The following is a 20,373-nucleotide window of genomic DNA, read 5'->3' as shown; positions in this document are numbered from 1 at the left end:
AGAACCAAAAATAAAGCCAGAAATAAAACCCGCGCCTCGAAAGGCGCGGGCCAGTCGAGCTTAAGCCTGGGTAGCGTATTTGGCCAGGCGGGTATCGCTTTTCAGTACAGCCAGGGTGTTGTTGTGCACGTCGTCGGCGGTCACGTCAGCTTTGCTGAAGATCTGCTGGAAGTGCTCGTGGGTCACGGCCGCGAAGTGCTCGCGATCTTCCGGTGCAACGCCCAGTACCACCGCGTAGGTGGTCAGCGCTTCGCCGTTGCCTTTGGCCATGTCTTCGGACAGCTCGTTCATCATGCCATTCATGGCAATCCAGGACTTGCCGCCGTAGGTCAGGGCGCTGTTGGTGCTGCAACCGTTGGTGCCCGAGGTCATGCCGAAGGTGGCGTTACCCGAGGTGCCGTTGGTGGTGGAAGCGAGGAAGTGAGCAGGCGTACCGCGCTGGCCTTCGAACAGCATGTTGCCCCAACCGCAGTTCGGGCCACCTGGCGATTCAGCCATTGCATTGAGGGAGACAACGGTGAAGAGAGTACCAAGAAGGATCCGTTTCATAGCTTTGTTCTCTTTGTGTGCAAACCAATGGACAAGGGTTCAGGCGCGTCGCAGCGCCCTAGGGGCCAGTTATTAGTCCAACCCGCGCAGTTTGGAGTTTAGGCACGATCCCAGGGTTCCGTGATTTTTTATAAAACAATCGGTGTGGTTGTCGAGCGTGGCAGCGATTTTTTTGTAAGACGCATGCCCTGTCTATGCTTTCCCACAGCCTCGCCTTGCCAGAGCGCGTCAGCGAGAGCCAGAATGCCGACATCTGCCCCGCCTGATGTAAGGAAGCCCGATGCCTGATCCTGTTGCTGCCAGCTTGCGTCTAGCGCCCGAAGCGCTGACTCGCCCTTTCTCCGCTGAACAGTTCAGCTTCTCGACCACCAATGATTTGGAGCCCTTTCGCGGTGTGCTTGGCCAGGAACGCGCAGTAGAAGCGTTGCAGTTCGGTGTGGCGATGCCACGCCCCGGTTACAACGTGTTTGTCATGGGCGAGCCCGGTACCGGCCGCTTTTCGTTCGTCAAACGCTACCTGAAAGCCGAAGGCAAACGCCTGCAGACCCCGGCGGACTGGGTCTACGTCAACAATTTTGATGAGCCGCGCGAACCGCGTGCCCTGGAATTGCCGGGCGGCGCTGCGGCGGCGTTCATCGCCGATATCAACGCCTTGGTCGACAACCTTGTCGCCACGTTCCCGGCGGTGTTCGAACACCCGACCTATCAACAGCGCAAAAGCGCCATCGACCGCGCCTTTAACCAGCGTTACGACAAGGCCTTGGACGTGATCGAGCGCCTGGCGCTGGAAAAAGACGTGGCGCTGTACCGCGACAGCTCCAACATCGCTTTCACGCCGATGCTCGACGGCAAGGCGCTGGATGAGGCTGAGTTCTCGCAACTGCCGGAAGTCGATCGCGAGCGCTTCCACACGGATATTTCCGAGCTGGAAGAGCGCCTCAACGAAGAACTGGCCAGCCTGCCGCAGTGGAAGCGTGAGTCCAACAACCAACTGCGCCAATTCAACGAAGAAACCATCACCCTGGCCCTGCAACCTTTGCTGGCGCCCTTGTCGGAAAAATACGCAGAAAACGCAGGCGTTTGCGGTTACCTGCAAGCCATGCAGGTCTACCTGCTGAAAACCGTGGTCGAGCAATTGGTCGACGACGCCAAGACCGACGCCCAGGCGCGCAAACTGCTCGAAGAGCAATATTGCCCAAGCCTGGTGGTGGGCCACTCGGTCAACGGCGGCGCGCCGGTGGTGTTTGAGCCGCACCCGACCTACGACAACCTGTTCGGCCGTATTGAATACAGCACCGACCAGGGCGCGCTCTACACCACCTATCGCCAGTTGCGCCCAGGTGCGTTGCACCGTGCCAATGGCGGTTTCCTGATCCTGGAAGCCGAAAAAATGCTCAGCGAGCCGTTTGTGTGGGACGCGCTCAAGCGTTCCTTGCAGTCGCGCAAGCTGAAGATGGAGTCACCGCTGGGTGAACTGGGGCGCTTGGCCACCGTGACCCTCAACCCGCAGATGATCCCGTTGCAGGTCAAGGTCATCATCATTGGTTCGCGCCAGCTGTACTACGCGTTGCAGGACGCCGACCCGGACTTCCAGGAGATGTTCCGCGTGCTGGTGGACTTCGACGAAGACATCCCGATGGTCGACGAAAGCCTGGAACAGTTCGCCCAGTTGCTCAAAACCCGCACCTCGGAAGAAGGCATGGCGCCGCTGACCTCGGACGCGGTGGCCCGGCTGGCCACTTACAGCGCTCGGTTGGCAGAGCATCAGGGCCGTTTGTCGGCGCGCATTGGCGACTTGTTCCAACTGGTCAGCGAGGCGGACTTTATCCGCCACCTGGCGGGCGACGAGATGACCGATGCCGGCCATATCGAACGTGCGCTCAAGGCCAAGGCCACGCGCACCGGGCGAGTATCGGCGCGGATTCTCGACGACATGCTCGCCGGGGTCATCCTGATCGACACCGCCGGTGCGGCAGTGGGCAAGTGCAACGGGCTGACGGTGCTGGAAGTCGGTGATTCGGCGTTCGGCGTGCCGGCGCGGATTTCCGCCACGGTGTACCCCGGCGGCAGCGGCATTGTCGACATCGAGCGCGAAGTTAACCTCGGCCAGCCGATCCACTCCAAGGGCGTGATGATCCTCACCGGTTACCTGGGCAGTCGTTATGCCCAGGAATTCCCGCTGGCGATCTCGGCGAGTATCGCGCTGGAGCAGTCCTACGGTTACGTGGACGGCGACAGTGCGTCTCTGGGCGAGGCGTGCACCTTGATTTCGGCCTTGTCGAAAACACCGCTCAAGCAGTGCTTTGCCATCACCGGCTCGATCAACCAGTTCGGTGAAGTGCAGGCGGTGGGTGGGGTCAACGAGAAGATCGAAGGCTTCTTCCGCCTCTGTGAAGCCCGCGGCTTGACCGGCGAGCAGGGCGCGATCATCCCGCAGGCCAACGTGGCCACGCTGATGCTCGATGAGAAGGTGCTGCAAGCCGTGCGCGACGGGCAGTTCCATATTTATGCCGTGCGCCAGGCCGACGAGGCGCTGAGCCTGCTGGTGGGCGAGCCTGCCGGTGAGCCGGACGAAGAAGGGCAATTCCCCGAAGGCACGGTGAATGCGCGCGTGGTTGAGCGGTTGCGTGCGATTGCCGAGATGATCAGTGAGGATGATTTGAAGGAGGCGGAGAAGGAGTTGGCGCAGCAGGCGTTGGCGCAAACCCTGCCAACCTGACTTTCGCCGGAACACGGTTAATGTGGGAGCTGGCTTGCCTGCGATAGCGGTGGGTCAGCCAGCAACAGTGTCGGCTATGCGTCAGTCATCGCAGGCAAGCCAGCTCCCACATTTGATCGGCGGTGTTTCGTCACAAATTTGACTCCCATTGCAGGGACCAACGCCCGTTGGTCCCTACAACCTTGGTTTGCACCGGTTTTCTTCTATTCTCACTTCAAGGGATATCCACAGGAGTCGCAGGACAGAGACAGCCTCGCCGCGTGATTGGGGCTGAACACCGATCTACCGAGGGTCGCCGCCATGCCGCGCAGCCTTTGCCTTACCCGCCAATGCCTGGGCCTGGTCACCCGTATCGAATGCTCCATTCGCCCGCTCGCCGGGGAAAACGGGATGTGGACCTTGTTGTTTGCCGCCGGCATGACCGGCGAGCAGCCGTCCACCGTGAAGTCCCAAGGCCCGTTCCATGGGCCTTTTGTGGCAGAAACCATTCTGGAGTCGATTGTGCAAAGCCTGACCCTGCACGGCTATGCGCTGGCCGATGACCCGCAGATCTGGTGTCTGCACCTGCAGGCGCATCTGCGCCAACTCAACGGTGGGCGAGAGCGATTGGCGCTGTGATGATCGTTCCCACGCTCTGCGTGGGAATGCCGCCCCGGACGCTCCGCGTCCCGCAGCCAGCGCAGGTTCAAGCCGTGGGCAGGTGACGCGGAGCGTGGGAACGATCGTTGCGGTTACTTGCCTTCGGGCTTATCCAGCTTGACCTCAAAACCGTATTGCACGGTATCCAGGTCGGTGCGCTGGTAGCTTTCCAGGCGGGTGGGCTGGCCGTAGAAGTAATGCACGTCAAACAGCGCCGTGCCGTATTCCTCGGCGCGGTGGCTTACGCCGAGGATTTCCTTGAGGTAATTGCCGCTGGCGTCCTTGGCGTAGAAACGCCAGCTGTCGGCGGGGAATTCCTTTTGGTCGACGATCAGTGCGTTGTCCTTGAGAGACAAGCCTTTAGGCAGCTTGCTCGCATCCAGGGTGTTTTTCTCGATGGTGGCCAAAAACAGCGGCACCGAGCCCACCACAAAGGCCGGGTTTTCCGGGAACAGGTTGAGGTCGTAGGTGAGTGTGCCGCTGCCGGCGTTCAGCTCGAAAGCTTCGGTGGGCAGTTCAATCGGCTCGCCGCGCTCGCCTTTGTCGTCCGCCGTGAAGAAGGTGATGGGTGCGTCGCTGTTGTTGCGATCAGCGCCGACCAGGTCGTCATTGAACGTGAACGGGTGGTCAAACACGATTTTCGCCGCGCTGGCGTCTTCGGTCGACTGGGTGATGGTCACGCTTTTTTTCAGCTGGTCCTCGGTCATGGCGGCGTCTTTAAGCCAACTGGCGGCGCTGTCGTCGTACACGGTGACCGGCATCGGCAGCGCTTGTACGCTGCTTTGCAGGCTGTTCTTGTCGAAGCGCTGCACCGGCAGGTCCAGGTCTTTGCGGGTGAGGGTGGCGGTGGAGAAGTCCAGGACATCGACCTGCAACGTGTCGATTACGCCATTGAAATACACCTTGGCGTAGTGGCTGCTCTGTTTGTGCTCGAAGGCTTTTTGCTCGTCGGTAAGTTGCTTCTCAAAGTCATCCGACCAGGCCTTCTGCTTCTGCATCTCGGCCAGTTGTTTCTCGTAGAACGCCACTTGCGCGGCATTTTCGTTGATCGAGCCCGAGCGGGTCAGGTACTGCCCGGTGCTGTCGCGTGCCTGCACCAGCAAAGGGTTGGGCGATTCGTCACCGACTTCCGGCGCCAGCGGTGCGCTGTTGGTCAGTTCAATCTCGGCGTAGTTCTTCTCCAGCAACAGCAGGTTGAGGGTGACCGTGCCCTCGGTGCGTTTGTGGCCCACGTCTTTTTTCGACAGGTCGAAGGTCAGCACCTTGCCCGGCGCAACCACTTCAACCGAGCCTTTGAGGCTGACGGGCTGCGGCTGGCTCTTGTTGTCGGTCTCGATGCCTTCGATAAACGGGTAGGTGACGGTCAGGTCATCGGGGTTGGTCAGGTTGGAGCTGCTGGGGCTCAACTGGATGCCCGGGTCGGTTTCCGACCATTCCGGCTGGAAGGGGATGACCTTATTGTTGCTCAAGGTCACCGACTGCCATTCCAGGCTGTGGGGGAAGGGGAACTGGTCGGGACTGTTGAAACTGAACGGGAACACTGGCTGCAGATCGGTCAGGTAGTCGGAGTGCGAGGCTTTGCGCAGCACGAACAGGCCATTGATGTAGGTGTCGACCAGGGCCTGGGGCGTGGGGTAGTGCGTGAGCAGGGCCAGGGTGTCTTCGCCGTATTCGGCTTCGACAGGCTTGTTGGCGAGCTTGACCCGCGCCCGTTCCAGCAACAGCAGGGAGCCGCCGAGGTCGGCGATGGCGTCTCTGAGTTTGGGGTCTTGAATGCTGTCCAGCGATTGTTCGAACTTTGCGGTTTTCTCTTCGAGGGTGGCCTGCTTCTGCTCTTCTTTCGGGGAGCAGCCGCCAGCCATCAGCAACACCGCACACAGGCCAAGGGTGGCCAAAGGGGATCGCACATCCGTCATCTGAATCTTCCTGTCCGACATCATCAAGCCGAGTGAGAGGACTCGACACTAGCAGAAAAATTCTCTTACAGATGCCGTACAGATCAGTTTTCTCGTGGTTCCAGCTGTTTGGAGGCGGCTGGTATACTCGCGGCCATTTTTAGCCTGGCTGTGTGAGATCTGATGGAACGCTTTATCGAAAATACGATGTACGCCTCGCGCTGGCTGCTGGCCCCGATCTACCTGGGGCTTTCGTTGGGCCTGCTGATCCTGGCGCTGAAGTTCTTCCAGGAAATCATCCACGTCCTGCCCAACATCTTCAGCATGCTGGAATCGGAAGTGATCCTGTTGCTGCTGTCGTTGATCGACATGGCCCTGGTCGGCGGTTTGCTGGTGATGGTGATGATTTCCGGCTACGAGAACTTCGTCTCGCAGCTGGATATCGATGAGAACAAAGAAAAGCTCAACTGGCTGGGCACCATGGATTCTTCGTCGCTGAAGATGAAAGTGGCGGCCTCCATCGTGGCGATTTCGTCCATCCACCTGCTGCGGATCTTCATGGACGCCAAGAACGTCGATCCGCAGCATTTGATGTGGTACGTGATCATCCACATGACCTTCGTGGTCTCGGCGTTTGCCATGGGTTACCTGGACAAACTCACCAAGCACTGATGTGCAGCGCCGGCCTTACTGCTCGACGAAGTAGTAAGGCTGGCGGTTGATCGCCATTTCCTTGATCACCGTTACTTTCTCGCTCAGTTGCTCAGTACGGTCCAGCAGCGCCACGTTGCCGGGTTTGGCTGTGAGGTAAGTGCGCAACTCGGCTTCGGTTTGCAGGATCGGCAAGTAGGCCTGCAGGTAGAACACACTGGCCCCGGCGATGCGTTCGTTGGGCTGGAACAGCACCACGTCTTTGCCTTGTGCCTGGTAGGCCTGTACCTGGCTGATCACCGGCACAAACGACTGGCGCACGTCGGCTTTGGGGGCAAACCAGAAGGCCGCCGCCAGGTAGCAGGCAATCGCCAGGGTGAAAACCCCGCCGATCACCCTGCGGTGGTAGCGATAAATCGACGGTTTATTGGCTTTAAGCCACTCCAGCAACACCCCGGCATATTCGGCCGCCAGTACGGCGGCAGCGGGCGTGAGTGCCATCAGGTAAACCACACGCTTGCTCGACGCCAGGGTCAGCAGGGTGAACTGCGCCACCAGCCACACGCTGAAAAACAGACGGTAGCGGTTACGCACCAGGCTTTTGCGAAAGTGCCACAAGCCCAGGTACACCAGGATATTCCACGGCAGGAAAGCCTCGGGCAGCTTGGCGATGTAGTAATAGAACGGCTCGTAATGCCCGGCTTCGACGAAGGAGCCGCTGAAGCGCCCGACGCTGTTGGTCCACAGCACTTCCGCCACCGACTGCATACCGCCGCGCTGAAACAGGAAGCCCAGCCAGATCAATAGCGGCACCAGCGCCAGCAAGGTGAACAGCGCAGGCTTGAGCCAGTTGCCCAGTTGCAGGCGTTTGTCCATCAGGCTGGTGCTGAGCAAATACACAAAAATCACAATGCCCGGCATCGCCAGGCCCAGCACGCCTTTGCTCAAGGTGGCGATGACCATGCCGACGGTAAACATCGCCCAGGCCCAACCGCTTGAGCCTTCGCGATCAGTGCGCACGGCCTGGTAGAACCCCAGCAGCGCTGTGGTCACGCCGAGGCTGAGCAACGAGTCCTCGCCCACGCCGCGCACATTGCCCCAGTAACTGGCCATGGTCGCCAGGATCAGCGCGGCGCAGAACGCCAGGGTTTGCGGTCGCCCGAACTTGCGCAGCATCGCGTAAAACAGCATCACACTGAACAACCCGGCAAACGCCGACGCCAGGCGCACGGCCCAGGTGGTGCCGCCAAACAGGCGAATGGCGCCGGCATCCAGCCACAGGCTCAGGGGTGGTTTTTCCAGAAAGGGCTCGCGGAACAGGCGCGGGATCACCCAGTCATTGTCCAGGTGCATGGCCATGGCGATCCCGGCGACGCGGGCTTCAGTGGAGCCTTGCAGCTCATGGCCGCCGAGGGCGAAGAAGAACAACAGACCAGCGAGAAGAAAGAGCAGCAGAGGAGCGGGACGCGTCATGGTTCTGGCTACCGAAGCAGGGGACCGCTCGGGGGAGCGGCCATGTTAATCGGTCAGTATAGGTAGCCGTTTCTTAACATTTCGTGAACGAATGTGGGGTTTTTGTAAGGCTCGCTCAGCCCCATATTCAGGGCAGTTTCAAGCTGGGCAAAGCCGCTTTGCCTTGCGCGGTGAGTACCGGCTCCAATTGCGCCCAGGTGAAGCTCAAGTCATTGTCGCAGCCGTCGCCCGTGGCACGTGTGGCGAGTTGCAAGCCTTGGGTGTTGAAGCTCAGGTCGAAGCTGTCGTAGCTGGTGATGGCCGGGCAGCCCTCGTCGGTGGTGGTTTGTTTGGCCAGCCAGGCGCTGAACCTGGCTGGCAACTTCACGTGCCCGGAGTAGATGTCATACCCTTGTTGTTGGCCGCCGAGCCAGGTCCACGGGTCGACACGTTCGCCGGTTTGCAGGTTCCAGGAGTGCAGCCCCCAACTGATGCCCCCCGCGCCAGTGCCCGCCGCCCAGCGATAAAACTTCACGGTGATGAACTGCGACGACCAATACATAGGCTCCACGTCGATTTCGCTGGTGTAGCCCGAGCCGTTTCGCCGGAGGTACTCACGGCGCTCCTGAAAGTAGTCCGCCTGCGCCTCATCGCTGACAACCATGGCAGCGAGTTGCTGGTTGATCTTCTGAATCGCCGGGCTGTCGCCCGCAAGCTTGATCGTGACCTGCGCGCCTTGGGCCTTGAGCAGATACGCGTGGTTTTCGAAGCTTTTCTTCTCGGTCTTCACCGGCAACGGCGCGGCTTCCATGGGCGCGTTGTAGGCATCACTGCCGCAGCCGTCGGTGCTGATGCGTTTCAAGGCCAGTGGCAACGAGTTGGCGTCTTTGGTTTTGCTCCAGGTGCCCGCGAGCGTATCGCCCTGGGGTTTGTCCAACTGCCAGAACCCGGTAGTGCCAGCCTCCACCCACGGCGCGTTGTCGCTCGCCTGGGTCAGTTGGATCGGCGTGAGAATGCGCTGGTAGTAGTAACTGCCCTGCTCGCCGTCGACGCCGTTGAAGCAGGCGGTGATGGCGGATTTACCCAGCGTGCCTTGCCATACGCCCGCAAGGTCGGCGGCGTTGGCGAGCAAGGGCGTGAAGGCGAGGGCGATGACGGCGAGGGGCTTGAGCACGGGTATCTGACTTCCGGTTGTCTGATAAAGGACGTCAGGGTAATGGGAATGAGGTGTCTACGAAACCTGGGGCGATTCAAACACCTTCTTTTTAGATAAGGTAACTCTCGGTTTTTATATCCTTAGTCATTAACAATATTGGTGCCTGGCAGGTTGGCAGGGTACTAATCGCTACTTTGCCCCTTGGCAGTTCGGGCAGTTCTACTGCTGCTTAACCAAGGCCTTTCACCCATGGAAAGTCCGATCATCGAATACACCGACAAACAGCGCTGGTTTGCCCTGACCAAGATCAACACCCTCTCGGCACTCTCGCAGATCGTGCAGATCGGCACCGTCACGCCACTGCTTTCGTTGTCGCTGGAACAGCAAGGCGTGGAGCCGGCCAAGATCGGCGTGATCGTCAGCGCCTCCTGGCTGGCGATCCTGCTGCTGTACAAATGGGTGCCGCGTTTGCTCGCCCACCTGGGGCTGGTCAAGACCAACATCCTCAGTGCGCTGCTCACCGTGGGCGCATTGATCGGCATGACCTTGACCCACCACCTGGGGCTGATTTTTGCGCTGAATTTTGTCCTCGGTATCGGCCTGATCCTGCGCTGGATCGCCTGCGACACCTGGATCGTCGCCGTCGCCTCCAAAGACGAACGCGGCCGCGCGATCGGCGTACACGAAACCCTCATGGGCCTGGGCATCGCCGTCGGCCCGTTGCTGCTGGTGGTCTTCGGCGTCGGCAGCGCCGCGCCATACTACGCCTGCGCCGTCATCGTCCTGCTCTCCGGCCTACTGGCGCTCACCCTCAAACCCTACGACACCCAACCCCAAACCCCGGCAGAAAAACGCCACGGCAAATTATTCAGCCTCATCCCCACCGCACTCTGCGGCGCATTTATCGCCGGCTTCGCCGAAACCTCATCCGTATCCTTCCTCGCCGGCTACAGCCTCTCGGCCGGCTACCTCCTCACCGCCGCAACCCTGCTGATCTCCGTCTTCGGCATCGGCGGCACCCTCCTGCAACTGCCCATCGGCTGGATGGCCGACCGCAGCTCCTACAAAATCGGCCAACTGGTTTGCGGGTTGGTCTTGCTGCTGGGCACATTCGCCATCCCGTTCAGCCAGCCGCTTCCCTGGTTGGCGACGCTTATCGTGTTTCTGTGGGGCGGGGCGATTGGCGGCATGAACACCCTGGCGGTGATCGAAGCGGGAGATCGGGTGGGGGAGCATCAGGTTTCTACGGCGATGACGGCGATCGCGATGTTTTATACGTTGGGGAGTGTGTTGGGGCCGATTGTTACGGGGGGGATGGTTTCTTATGTGAGTGGGCATGGGTTGATGATAGCGGTGGGGGTCGCCGGTGCGCTTTTCATCGCTCTGCTGACGGTGCGCAGAAGCCCCGGCCCGTGATGCCTGGAACACGCCATGATGCGCGCAATAAACCCGCGCCCGGCGGCGCCTACTTCGGTGGCCCACCAGCGGCATTTGATGCGTGAACGTTATCGTGAAAGTTCGCGCGCCTGCCTGGCGATACGCGGTACGCCAACGCTTAAAGTTCCAATTGCTCGGTTAGTGCCGCGACTCACAGGCGTAACGCGAGCTGTGTGGCAAAGAAGTCCGTAACTGCTCTGACTCTTGCGGGAACGAACCGACGCCGGGGCCATATCAGGCTTATTTCTCTCGATGAATTCATAAACTTGGCTAACACCGTCACGATATCAGGATGCTGCAGATCCCCTACCAACGAGGCGCTATTGAACATTCCAACGCCGACACCCGCCAGCACCGCGGCCAAAATGGTTTCTACACTGTTGGAAGAAAGATTGCCCTGCACGGGAACGGTGAACGGTCCATCCGGCCCCTGGAATGGCCATTGCGTCATGTCGCTGTAGATCAGGCAGTTATGTTGCGCCAGATCCTCGGGCACAGCTGGCGTGCCATAGCGATCAAAGTAGTGGCGAGAACCGACACATACCAGCGTTGTAGCCGCGACGGGCTTCACCACCGAATCAGGATCATGCTTGGGGCTGACTCTGATCGCGAGGTCGATACCATCATCAACCAAATCCCGGACACTGTCCGACAGACAAACATCCAGTTTGATATTCGGGTGAAGTGCCAGCAGTTGCGGGATGAGCGCAACCACATGCAGCCGGCCGAACGTAGACGGCGCCGCTATTCGAACTAAACCACTCACGTCCCCGACACTACTCGCCAGCTCACCGTCGGCTTCATCGATCTCCTCAAGCAGCGGTTTGGTCCGTTCATAGTATCGGCGGCCTTGATCGGTGAGGGTCACGCTGCGCGTGCTCCTGTTGAACAGCATCACCCCCAGGCGTTTTTCCAGGGCACTGATGGATTTGCTGATGGCCGATTGCGAATCGCCCAGTCGACGGGCAGCAGCAGAAAAGCCGCCCATTTCAGCAACGGTTACAAACGCCGTCAGTTCACGAAATCGGTCCATTGAAATTTCCCAGGCTATCTGCGCGATTCCAACACATGAGTCAATTCATTCTAAATATGAATAAACCATATGTGTTTTTTGATGATTATCACCTTATTGGAACTTAATTAATATGGATTCATCGCCGGTCGCTGGTGCGGTCAGGTAACCGGATTAACGGCTAGCGGCTACACGGCGACGGTTACTGCATACACACATCCACTAATGAATAGGTACAGAATCATGAGCAGCGAAGTGATTGATCAGAACCAAAACTCCGTCCCTTCCTTGAGCCTTCGAGGCAAAAGGGTGGTAGTTGTAGGCGGCAAAACCGGGATGGGCCTCGGCATTGCTCAGGCGGCGCATGCGGCCGGCGCGTCGGTAACGGTCGCCAGTCGCCGCATTACATCCCTGCAGGAGCGTCCGGATTTGGCTGATTTCGAACAGATTAACCTGGACATACGAAACGAAGCCGATGTGCGCGAGGCCTTCAATCGCATAGGCGCCTTCGACCATTTGGCGATCACGGCCGCTCCCGATTTCGGGACTTGGGGCGCTTTTATGGATGCCGATATGCAAGGGGTGCGTAGTTACATCGAAGGCAAGTTCCTCGGCAGTTGGGCCTGCGCCCGGTATGCGGTGCCACACCTGAGGGCTGGCGGCACGATCACCTTCCTTACCGGGGGCTCGGCCGTTCGGCCAAAACTCGGTTTCACCGCACCGACGTCTGCTTTTATCGCAGTAGAAGCATTGGCCGGTTCACTAGCGCTTGAGCTCGCGCCCATTCGGGTGAATACGATTCGTCCGGGTTTTGTCGACACCGATATGTGGAGCGCGCTGCCCGCAGATCAACGCGAAGGCCTGCGTGAGAAAGTTCGCCAGTACTTTCCAGCGAGACACGCGGGTACGGCGGCCGATATTGCCCATGCTGCGCTGTTCTTAATGACCAATCGCTACATGACCGGCACCGTGATTGAAGTCTCGGGTGGAGAGAATTTGGTGCCCAGCGTGATGTGAGACCACGTCGGTCTGATTACGGCCGACGACACACTGCCAACACCCAAACAGCGCACGCCCTCCCCAGCAACTTAGCAGAGGCTAATAACCCGACTCTGTACTGGCCTGTTTTGAATCCAGGCCTTGGGGGGAGGGGGCGACTCTTGGGCATGCAATATGCCTTTACAGCATCGGTCTGATCGTTCGGTTTACAAACGCGACGATTCGAACTCGCTATCAGCCTCTGACAGCGTTGTAGTGTTGACACCCATGACACGATTGAACTCGTTGATTGGAATGCCTCGGCTAGCCAGCAGTCCCATTGCGCCGATCCTGATACTGGCTAATTCGAAAGCAGCACGCACGGGGGCAGGCGCCGCCTCGAATAAATCAAGCCATGCATCAAGTTCCACTTTTTCGGCAGCCAGTGAGACTTCGATATTCTCCTGCGGCAACACGACTTTCGCTGGACTGACCCATGAGCGCTTCCTCGTATAGCGGGAGGTAAACATCGTTCGCTAAAGGCTACAGGGTTGGACCAAGCGTTTATCCACATGAGTTTAATTTTAAGATCGGCAACAGTTGAGCGGTTGGCGTGGTTGAGCAGGTTAATTTCGAGTGAGCGAAGGTAAGCCGAGGGCCGAAGATTCTTAAGGCCGAGTTGCTGCATAGCGACTCGGCCTTTTGATTTTTGCTACTGCGGGGGCGGTGATGTGTCGGTCGTGGGGTGCAGTACGACCAGCGCCCGCTCGATCAGTAATTCACCCAGCACGATTAATTGTTGGCTACCCAAAAGCTTCTGACGGTTTTCACCCTCGAGCTCGAAAGCCAGGTCAGTGGTGATAGCGTTCAGCGAGGCCAGAGTTTCGCTGGCTTGAACCAAGAGCGTTTCGGGGTCGATGTCTTGAGCGACCGAGAAAATACTCGCCGGAGGATTGGGGGTGATTTTTTTCATGATGAAGCTCCCACACTGTTTAAGGAGCTGCCGCCCCCTGCTGTCAAACAGGATTGGGTGGCAGCTGTACGCGGGTTGACAGACCGGAAGTGTAGGAACCCGGCGCACCCGAAGATGCCCCACGCACAGCCGCCATGAACGAGACGGGATGCGTGAAGCATGCCGTTAAATCATGGGGTGTGAAAGGTTACACTTTTCGGCCTGTCAAAGCCGGTCGCTGATGAGCAGCGACGGGAGGAGGTTAGCCGTATAGGTGAGGTTGGGACAGTTCACCAACGGCGCGATATCTTGAAGGAAAAATCCGAAGGCCCGCCGGCTGGGCTTTCCAGCCTCCAGAAACAACAAAACCCGCACTAGGCGGGTTTTGTCGATGCTTCGAATTGGTGGAGCCGGGGGGATTTGAACCCCCGTCCGCCAGTACTCCGCTGTCGGTACTACATGCGTAGCCGTTTCTATTAAGTTAACCCTCAGCGACCCGAAGGGCAGGGTGCTTTGGGCGAGTTGTGTAAGTTTTAGCCGCTTCGTCCACAACGTACTGCACGGCGATTCTGTTCTATATGACAATCACTTTGGGTTTACAGACATCCCCTGGTGATTGCTGGACCCGAAGGTACCAGAAGCTCAGGGCTAAGGCTGCTTACGCAGCGAGAGCGAATTCCTGGCCGTAGTTTTCGTCATTGGCAACTATAAGAAGTTGCAACAGTGGATTTACGAGTTCTGTTACCAACTCGGCATGCACCTAAAGTTTCGCGACCGGCGTCGAATCCTAAACGGCCCCGTGCTTGTAACTCGTTGTTTCTTAGTGAGTGACAAGCCTGTGCAGTGTACGCCAAACCGTCACGGAAGGCCAACCCGAAGGTTGGCCCTCAGCGAGTGAGCCGCTTATTGGCCGCCTTTGTCGCCGTTCTGCAGATCTTGCAGGGCCTTGGAGGTGATCTCGATGCATTTTTTGTCATCGCCAGCGGCGTGCGCGGCTTTGGCCTGGGACACGGCGGTGTCGATTTCGCCCTTTTTGCCACTGGTGTCGGTGGCGAGCAGGGCTTGGCCGTTGTTGATTTTATCCAGGTTGATTTTGCACAGGTCCGTCTCGCCGGCAGCAAAAACAGGCGAGGCCAACATTGCGGCGGTGATGAACACGCCAGCAAGAGCAGTACGCTTCATGGGGTATCTCCTTGAGCAAATAAGGCTCGATGCTGCGCCGAGGCGGGGCAGCCAGCGAGGTCACGGGTGAGCCTCGTTCGCCGAGGCCTATTCAAATGACTGCGCCGGCACGCAGGGGTTCTGTTTTATTTGCAGGTTTCATGGGCGCGGGCCTGGGTGACGCGGTCCACGAGGTACACCAGGCCGTGGTAGTCGATGCCGCCATGCTGGCTCAGGCCGATCTCGCAGGTGCGGCTGGTGGAAATGCCTTCGCTGCAATGTTGCACCGCGTCCTTGAGCGAGCGCAGTGAGTGGGCGTTGAGTTCCGGGGTGGTGAAGCCTTTGTCGCCGGCAAAGCCACAGCAGTGAATGCCTTCCGGGATCACCACGGTGGTGGCGCAGCGCCGCGCAAGGTCGATCAAGGCCTGGCTTTCGCCCAGATGCTGGGTGCTGCAGGTGACGTGCACGGCGATGGGGGCTTCTTGTGGGGTGAAGTCGAGACGGTCCATCAGGTGGGTGCGGATAAAGCGCACCGGGTCGTAGAGGTCCAGGCGGGTTTCGCCGAGGTCTTGCACCAGCCGCAGGGTGCAGGGGCTGGTGTCGCAGTAGATCGGGTCGAGGCCGCCACGGCTGGCGTGGAGCAGGGCGCCGATCAGCTCCTGGCGTTTGTGCTCGGCTTGTTCGGCGTAGCCTTTGGAGGCGAATGGCTGGCCGCAGCACAGGCTGTCCTGGTTGTCGGGGAACACGACTTGGTAACCGGCTTTTTCCAGCAGGCCGCGGGTTTTGTCGTACAGCGACGTTTGCTCTTTATCGTCGGCTGATGGGCCCATGGCGCGTGAGACGCAGGCGGCCAGGTAAACCACGCGCGGGCGCTCGTCATTCACTGCCGGGCTGAAGCGGATGGCTTTTTCCGGCTGCGGCATGGCGTTGGTCCACTGCGGAATCTGCCCTTTGGACAGCTGTGTGATTTTGGCCGAGAGCTTCGCCAGGCGGGGCGCGCCCAGCAGCATGCGCGCGCCATTGGCCACATGCAGGGTAAAACGCGCACCTTGCATGGCCGTGGCGAAATGGCCGGCCAGCCAATCGGCGGTTTTCGTACGGTCGGCGTCGCGGGCGCGCAGCTTTTTCACCAGGTCGCCGGTATTGATGCCCACCGGGCAGCGTTGCGCGCACAAGCCGGTGGCGGCGCAGGTGTCGATGCCTTGGTAGTGGTAGGCCGCTTCCAGTTCGGTGGTATCGACGCCTGCACGTCTCTTTGCCTGGATATCGCGCCAGATCACGATGCGCTGGCGCGGGCTGAGCGTCAGGCCTTTGGAAGGGCACACCGGCTCACAGAAACCACACTCGATGCACTTATCCACAAGCTCGTCGGCGGCGGGCAGTGGTTTGAGGTGCTTGAGGTGGATTTGCGGGTCTTCGCTCAGCACTACGTCAGGGTTAAGAATGCCGTTGGGGTCGAGCAGGCGTTTGAGCTGCCACATCAACTGGTAGGCATCGCTGCCCCATTCCAGCTCGACGAAGGGCGCCATATTACGGCCGGTGCCGTGTTCGGCTTTCAGTGACCCGCCGAATTCCACCGCCACAAGCTGCGCCACATCGTCCATGAACGCTTGGTAGCGTGCGACTTCTTCCGCGCTGTTGAAGCCTTGGGTGAAGACGAAGTGCAGATTGCCTTCCAGGGCGTGTCCGAAAAGGATGGCTTCGTCGTAGTGATGTTTGTCGAACAGCTCGATTAAACGGTTTACGCCGATGGCCAGTTGCTCGACCGGGAAGGTCACGTCTTCGATGATCACCGTGGTGCCGGTTTTACGCACGGCGCCGACGGCTGGGAAGGTGTCTTTGCGGATGGCCCACAGGCGGGCATTCTCCAGCGGGTCCTGGGTGAAGTCGACCTGCTTTTCCACCGGGAAAGCGGCCAGCGAGGCGATGATCAGCGCCAGTTGTTCCTGCAGCAGTGACGGCGACGCGGCACGGGATTCGATCAATAGCGCGCAGGCGTTTTCCGATAACTGCTGTACGAAAGCCGGCATGCCCGGTTTGTCCTGCACCGAGCGCATGCTGCGTCGGTCCAGCAGTTCAACGGCGGAGACGGGTTGGGTTTTGAGCACCGTTACGGCATTGCAGCAGGTTTCCACATCCGGGAACACAATCAGCGCTGAGGCCTTGTTCGGGTGGTCAATCACGGTGTCGTAGGTCACTGCGCTGATAAAACCGAGGGTGCCTTCGGAGCCCACCAGCAGATGGCTGAGGATATCCAGGGGCTCATCGAAATCCACCAGGGCGTTGAGCGACAGGCCCGTGGTGTTTTTCAGACGGTATTTGTGGCGGATTTTGGCAGCCAGTTCGGCATTTGCCCGCGTTTCCCGGCCCAGCGTGGCCAAGCGCTCCAGCAACTCGCCATGCTGTCGGCGAAAGGCGCTGACACTGGCCGCGTCCTCAGTATCCAGGCGGCTGCCGTCAGCCAGCACCAGGCGGATGCCGGCCAGGGTGTGATAGGTGTTTTGCGCGGTGCCGCAGCACATGCCGCTGGCATTGTTGGCAACGATGCCGCCGATCTTGCAGGCGTTGATCGAGGCCGGGTCCGGGCCGATCTTGCGCCCGAACGGCGCCAGCCACGCATTGGCCTGGGCGCCGATCACGCCGGGTTGCAGGCGGATCTGCGTGCCTTGGCCGCGTATCTCTCGGCCATTCCAATTGTCCCCCAGCACGATCAGTACCGAGTCGCTGATGGCCTGGCCGGACAAGCTGGTGCCGGCTGCGCGGAAGGTCACGGATACGCGGTCGCGTTGGGCCAAGTGCAAAAGCGCCACGACTTCGTCTTCCGACTCCACGCGAACCACCAGCTGTGGGATCAGTCGGTAAAAGCTGGCGTCAGTGCCGAAGGCGAGGGTGGAAAGAGGGTCGTCGAAGTGACGATCTTTCGGGATCAGTTGTGCGACGTCGCTCAGGAAAGCAGCAGGCAGGCTCATCGGTCCTCCAGAAATAGCTGACGCCGGAACCGTTGTCCGGCGTCGATTCTTACCCTACTTACGTGCAGGCTTTTAGTGCACCAGCATACCGGTGAACCAGTAGGCCTGCGCCAGCGTGATCAGCCCGACGATGGTGGCAAAAAACAGGCTGTGCTTGAGGGTAAAGCGGAACAGGTCGGACTCTTTGCCCACCAGGCCGGTGGCGGCGCAGGCCACGGCAATCGATTGTGGCGAGATCATCTTGCCGGTCACGCCGCCGCTGGTGTTGGCTGCGACCAGCAAGGTGTCGTTGACGCCGATCTGATGCGCCGTGGTGGCTTGCAGCGAGCTGAACAGGGCGTTGGACGAGGTGTCGGAGCCTGTCAGGAAAACCCCCAGCCAGCCGAGGAACGGCGAGAAGAACGGGAACGCAGCGCCGGTGCCGGCCAATACCAGGGCCATGGTCGAGGACATGCCGGAGTAGTTGGTGACGAAGGCGAACGCCAACACCATGCCAATCGACAGGATCGGCCAGCGCAGTTCGTAGAAGGTCTCTTTTAAAGTGGTAAGACCAGTCTTGATGTCGATTTTCAGAACCAGCATCGAAATCAGTGCCGAGAAGAAAATCGCCGTGCCGGTGGCTGAAATCGGGTCCAGCTTGAACACGGCCGGAATCGCCGTGGGGTTGGTGACGATCGGGGCGACCTTGATCACCAATTGATCCAGGTGCGGGATCGCGAAGTTGAACACCCAGCTGTACATCGAACCGCCGGCGGCGAACATCGCCTTGAACGGCTTGAGCGTCCAGATAGTGACCAGCACGGTGAGGATCAGGAACGGCGACCAGGCTTTGAAGATCTGCCCCAGGCTGTAAGGCGAGGCGACGGTTTGGCGTGGCTGACCAAAGCCGCCTGCGCTGGCGGTAACCGCTGCGGCGGAGGTGGCGCCGGCAATTTGTGCGCCGGCGCTGCGTTTGGGCTGCCAGACTTTCAGGAACAGGGTCAGCGCTACCAGGCTGGCCAGGGCCGAGGTGATGTCCGGCAGCTCCGGGCCGATGAAGTTGGAGGTGAAGTATTGGGTGACGGCAAAACTCAGGCCCGCTACCAGTGCGGCTGGCCAGGTTTCGCGAACGCCGCGCAGGCCGTCCATCATGAACACCAGCCAGAACGGCACAAACAATGACAGCAGCGGCAACTGGCGGCCGGCCATGGCGCCGATCTTGAACGAGTCGATACCGGTGACTTGCCCGGCGACGATAATCGGAATACCCAGCGCGCCGAACGCCACCGGCGCGGTGTTGGCGATCAGGCACAGGCCGGCGGCGTACAGCGGGTTGAAACCCAGGCCTACCAGCAGCGCGGCAGTAATCGCCACGGGTGCACCGAAACCGGCCGCACCTTCGAGGAAGGCACCGAAGCAGAAGCCAATCAACAGCACTTGCAAGCGCTGGTCATCGGTAATCGACAGGACCGAGCTGCGGATGATTTCAAACTGCCCGCTCTTGACCGTCAGTTTGTAGAGGAATACGGCGGCGACGATGATCCAGGCAATGGGCCACAAGCCGTAGGCAAACCCGTAACCGGCGGCGGCGAAGGCCATGTCTACCGGCATCTGGAAGGCAAAAATAGCCACCAGGATCGACAGCCCCAGGGTGATGCTGCCTGCCACGTGGCCTTTGAGGCGGAACACCGCCAGTGCCAGGAAGAAAAATACGATCGGGATAACGGCGGCCAGTGCGGACAGGCCGAGGCTGCCGAGTGGGCTGTAGAGCTGTTGCCAGGTTTGCATAATGGGGTGGCCCCTGATTGTTGTTGTTTGGTCAGCTTGGATAATTGGTAATACCAATTTACAGTCGCTGTCGGCTAGAGTAAAAGCCTTGGCAGGGGTGTGTCAATTTGCCGCCCACGAAACTTTGGTCGTAGCGGCTTGGGTGAGGTGTTCTGGTTGGGTGAATCGAAGGCGTTCTGATAGGTGCCGCCAGCGCGGCGATAGGCGAGAATAGAGGGCCTGGCGAGTGGTCGGGTTTGTGGAGAGTGAGTTATGGGGTTTGATCAGGTGCGTCAGCGCCGTTTGTCTGACGATATTGTCGAGCAGCTTGAGGGCATGATCCTCGAGGGCACGCTCAAGTCGGGCGAGCGCTTGCCAGCCGAGCGCGCTTTGGCTGAACAGTTTGGCGTGTCGCGCCCTTCGCTGCGGGAGGCGATCCAGAAGCTCGCGGCCAAGGGGTTGTTGGTCAGCCGTCAGGGCGGCGGTAACTATGTGGCGGACTCACTGGGTTCGACCTTCAGTGATCCGTTGCTGCACCTGCTGGAAAATAACCCGGAGGCTCAGCGGGATTTGCTGGAGTTTCGTCAGACCCTGGAAGCGTCCTGCGCTTACTACGCCGCATTGCGTGCCACTGAGGTCGACCGCGAGCGGCTGACTGCAGCGTTTGAGGCGCTACAGGATTGCTACACCCGCGCCGATGAAGTCAGCCGGCTGGAAGAGGGCGCGGCGGATGCACGGTTTCACCTGGCCATCGCTGAAGCCAGCCATAACGCCGTGTTGCTGCACACCATTCGTGGGTTGTTCGATTTGCTCAAGCGTAACGTGGTGACCAATATCGGTGGCATGTACCAGCAACGCACAGAAACCCGTGACATGTTGATCAGCCAGCATCGGGATTTGTATTTGGCGATTATCGAAGGGCGCGCCGAGCAGGCGCGGGAAGTTTCAACACGTCACCTGCTGTATGTGCAGGAAGTGTTGGAGGAGGTGCGTCAGGAGGTCCAGCGCGTGGCTCGGGCGGAGCGACGTAAAGGGATGTAGCCCGCGTGGGGCTACA

Annotated in this window: 16 protein-coding genes and 1 other RNA gene; 6 read left to right on the top strand and 11 right to left on the bottom strand. The window is 59.6% G+C overall.

Annotated features, from left to right (window positions below; translation table 11 throughout):
• Nucleotides 1-60 precede the first annotated feature (60 nt).
• Nucleotides 61-549 carry a DUF3015 domain-containing protein gene (locus tag AOA59_RS09835; protein ID WP_017139294.1) on the bottom strand — a complete coding sequence of 163 codons (489 nt, stop codon included), beginning with the start codon at nucleotides 547-549 and terminating at the stop codon, nucleotides 61-63.
• 280 nt (nucleotides 550-829) lie between these two features.
• On the opposite strand from AOA59_RS09835, the gene AOA59_RS09830 reads away from it, so the two are divergent.
• Together AOA59_RS09830 and AOA59_RS09825 are read left to right on the top strand one after the other, a co-directional pair.
• Nucleotides 830-3,268 carry a Lon protease family protein gene (locus AOA59_RS09830; RefSeq protein ID WP_099487084.1) on the top strand — a complete coding sequence of 813 codons (2,439 nt, stop codon included), beginning with the start codon at nucleotides 830-832 and terminating at the stop codon, nucleotides 3,266-3,268.
• A gap of 300 nt (nucleotides 3,269-3,568) precedes the next feature.
• Nucleotides 3,569-3,886: a hypothetical protein gene (locus AOA59_RS09825; RefSeq protein ID WP_065911150.1), complete on the top strand. Its 318-nt coding sequence runs from the start codon at nucleotides 3,569-3,571 to the stop codon at nucleotides 3,884-3,886.
• Nucleotides 3,887-3,999: 113 nt separating this feature from the next.
• On the opposite strand, the gene AOA59_RS09820 is transcribed toward AOA59_RS09825, so the two are convergent.
• A complete protein-coding gene (locus AOA59_RS09820) occupies nucleotides 4,000-5,823 on the bottom strand; it encodes a hypothetical protein (protein WP_099487082.1) in 1,824 nt (607 codons plus the stop codon).
• 162 nt (nucleotides 5,824-5,985) lie between these two features.
• Here AOA59_RS09820 and AOA59_RS09815 point away from each other — a divergent pair, with 162 nt between their 5' ends.
• Nucleotides 5,986-6,474, top strand: coding sequence for a TIGR00645 family protein (locus tag AOA59_RS09815; protein ID WP_099487081.1), 489 nt, complete (start codon nucleotides 5,986-5,988; stop codon nucleotides 6,472-6,474).
• A 15-nt stretch (nucleotides 6,475-6,489) separates the two neighbouring features.
• Here AOA59_RS09815 and AOA59_RS09810 read toward each other — a convergent pair whose 3' ends face one another.
• Complete coding sequence (locus AOA59_RS09810) at nucleotides 6,490-7,926, bottom strand: glycosyltransferase family 39 protein (RefSeq protein ID WP_099487079.1); 1,437 nt, start codon at nucleotides 7,924-7,926, stop codon at nucleotides 6,490-6,492.
• 127 nt (nucleotides 7,927-8,053) lie between these two features.
• Complete coding sequence (locus AOA59_RS09805; protein ID WP_099487077.1) at nucleotides 8,054-9,079, bottom strand: hypothetical protein; 1,026 nt, start codon at nucleotides 9,077-9,079, stop codon at nucleotides 8,054-8,056.
• Nucleotides 9,080-9,310: 231 nt separating this feature from the next.
• Between AOA59_RS09805 and AOA59_RS09800 the strand changes: the two genes are divergently transcribed.
• The gene (locus AOA59_RS09800) at nucleotides 9,311-10,477 is read left to right on the top strand and encodes an MFS transporter (RefSeq protein ID WP_099487075.1); all 1,167 of its coding nucleotides are present in this window, start codon (nucleotides 9,311-9,313) and stop codon (nucleotides 10,475-10,477) included.
• A gap of 172 nt (nucleotides 10,478-10,649) precedes the next feature.
• Here AOA59_RS09800 and AOA59_RS09795 read toward each other — a convergent pair whose 3' ends face one another.
• Nucleotides 10,650-11,531, bottom strand: coding sequence for a LysR family transcriptional regulator (locus tag AOA59_RS09795; RefSeq protein ID WP_099487073.1), 882 nt, complete (start codon nucleotides 11,529-11,531; stop codon nucleotides 10,650-10,652).
• 222 nt (nucleotides 11,532-11,753) lie between these two features.
• Between AOA59_RS09795 and AOA59_RS09790 the strand changes: the two genes are divergently transcribed.
• Nucleotides 11,754-12,527 (top strand): SDR family oxidoreductase, encoded by a 774-nt coding sequence (locus AOA59_RS09790; protein ID WP_099487071.1) that lies wholly within the window; start codon nucleotides 11,754-11,756, stop codon nucleotides 12,525-12,527.
• Nucleotides 12,528-12,715: 188 nt separating this feature from the next.
• On the opposite strand, the gene AOA59_RS09785 is transcribed toward AOA59_RS09790, so the two are convergent.
• From AOA59_RS09785 to AOA59_RS09760, 6 genes are all read right to left on the bottom strand, one after another.
• Nucleotides 12,716-13,018 (bottom strand): hypothetical protein, encoded by a 303-nt coding sequence (locus AOA59_RS09785; protein ID WP_143522770.1) that lies wholly within the window; start codon nucleotides 13,016-13,018, stop codon nucleotides 12,716-12,718.
• 182 nt (nucleotides 13,019-13,200) lie between these two features.
• Nucleotides 13,201-13,461 carry a DUF6124 family protein gene (locus AOA59_RS09780; protein ID WP_099487068.1) on the bottom strand — a complete coding sequence of 87 codons (261 nt, stop codon included), beginning with the start codon at nucleotides 13,459-13,461 and terminating at the stop codon, nucleotides 13,201-13,203.
• Between the two features lie 381 nt (nucleotides 13,462-13,842).
• Nucleotides 13,843-14,239: a transfer-messenger RNA gene (gene ssrA, locus AOA59_RS09775) on the bottom strand.
• Nucleotides 14,240-14,343: 104 nt separating this feature from the next.
• Nucleotides 14,344-14,622 carry a hypothetical protein gene (locus tag AOA59_RS09770; protein ID WP_099487066.1) on the bottom strand — a complete coding sequence of 93 codons (279 nt, stop codon included), beginning with the start codon at nucleotides 14,620-14,622 and terminating at the stop codon, nucleotides 14,344-14,346.
• 125 nt (nucleotides 14,623-14,747) lie between these two features.
• Nucleotides 14,748-17,570, bottom strand: a complete 2,823-nt coding sequence (locus AOA59_RS09765; RefSeq protein WP_099487064.1) for an FAD-binding and (Fe-S)-binding domain-containing protein — start codon at nucleotides 17,568-17,570, stop codon at nucleotides 14,748-14,750.
• A gap of 72 nt (nucleotides 17,571-17,642) precedes the next feature.
• Nucleotides 17,643-19,337, bottom strand: coding sequence for a lactate permease LctP family transporter (locus AOA59_RS09760; RefSeq protein WP_099487062.1), 1,695 nt, complete (start codon nucleotides 19,335-19,337; stop codon nucleotides 17,643-17,645).
• Between the two features lie 252 nt (nucleotides 19,338-19,589).
• Here AOA59_RS09760 and AOA59_RS09755 point away from each other — a divergent pair, with 252 nt between their 5' ends.
• Entirely contained in the window at nucleotides 19,590-20,357 is a 768-nt protein-coding gene (locus AOA59_RS09755) for a GntR family transcriptional regulator (RefSeq protein WP_017139269.1), read from the top strand.
• The last annotated feature ends 16 nt before the right edge of the window (nucleotides 20,358-20,373 follow it).

Origin of the sequence: Pseudomonas sp. 2822-15 (assembly GCF_002742515.1) — a bacterium.
Taxonomy (GTDB): domain Bacteria; phylum Pseudomonadota; class Gammaproteobacteria; order Pseudomonadales; family Pseudomonadaceae; genus Aquipseudomonas; species Aquipseudomonas salomonii.
Note: the sequence above shows the minus strand (reverse complement) of the source record. Positions and strands in the feature narration are given on the sequence as shown.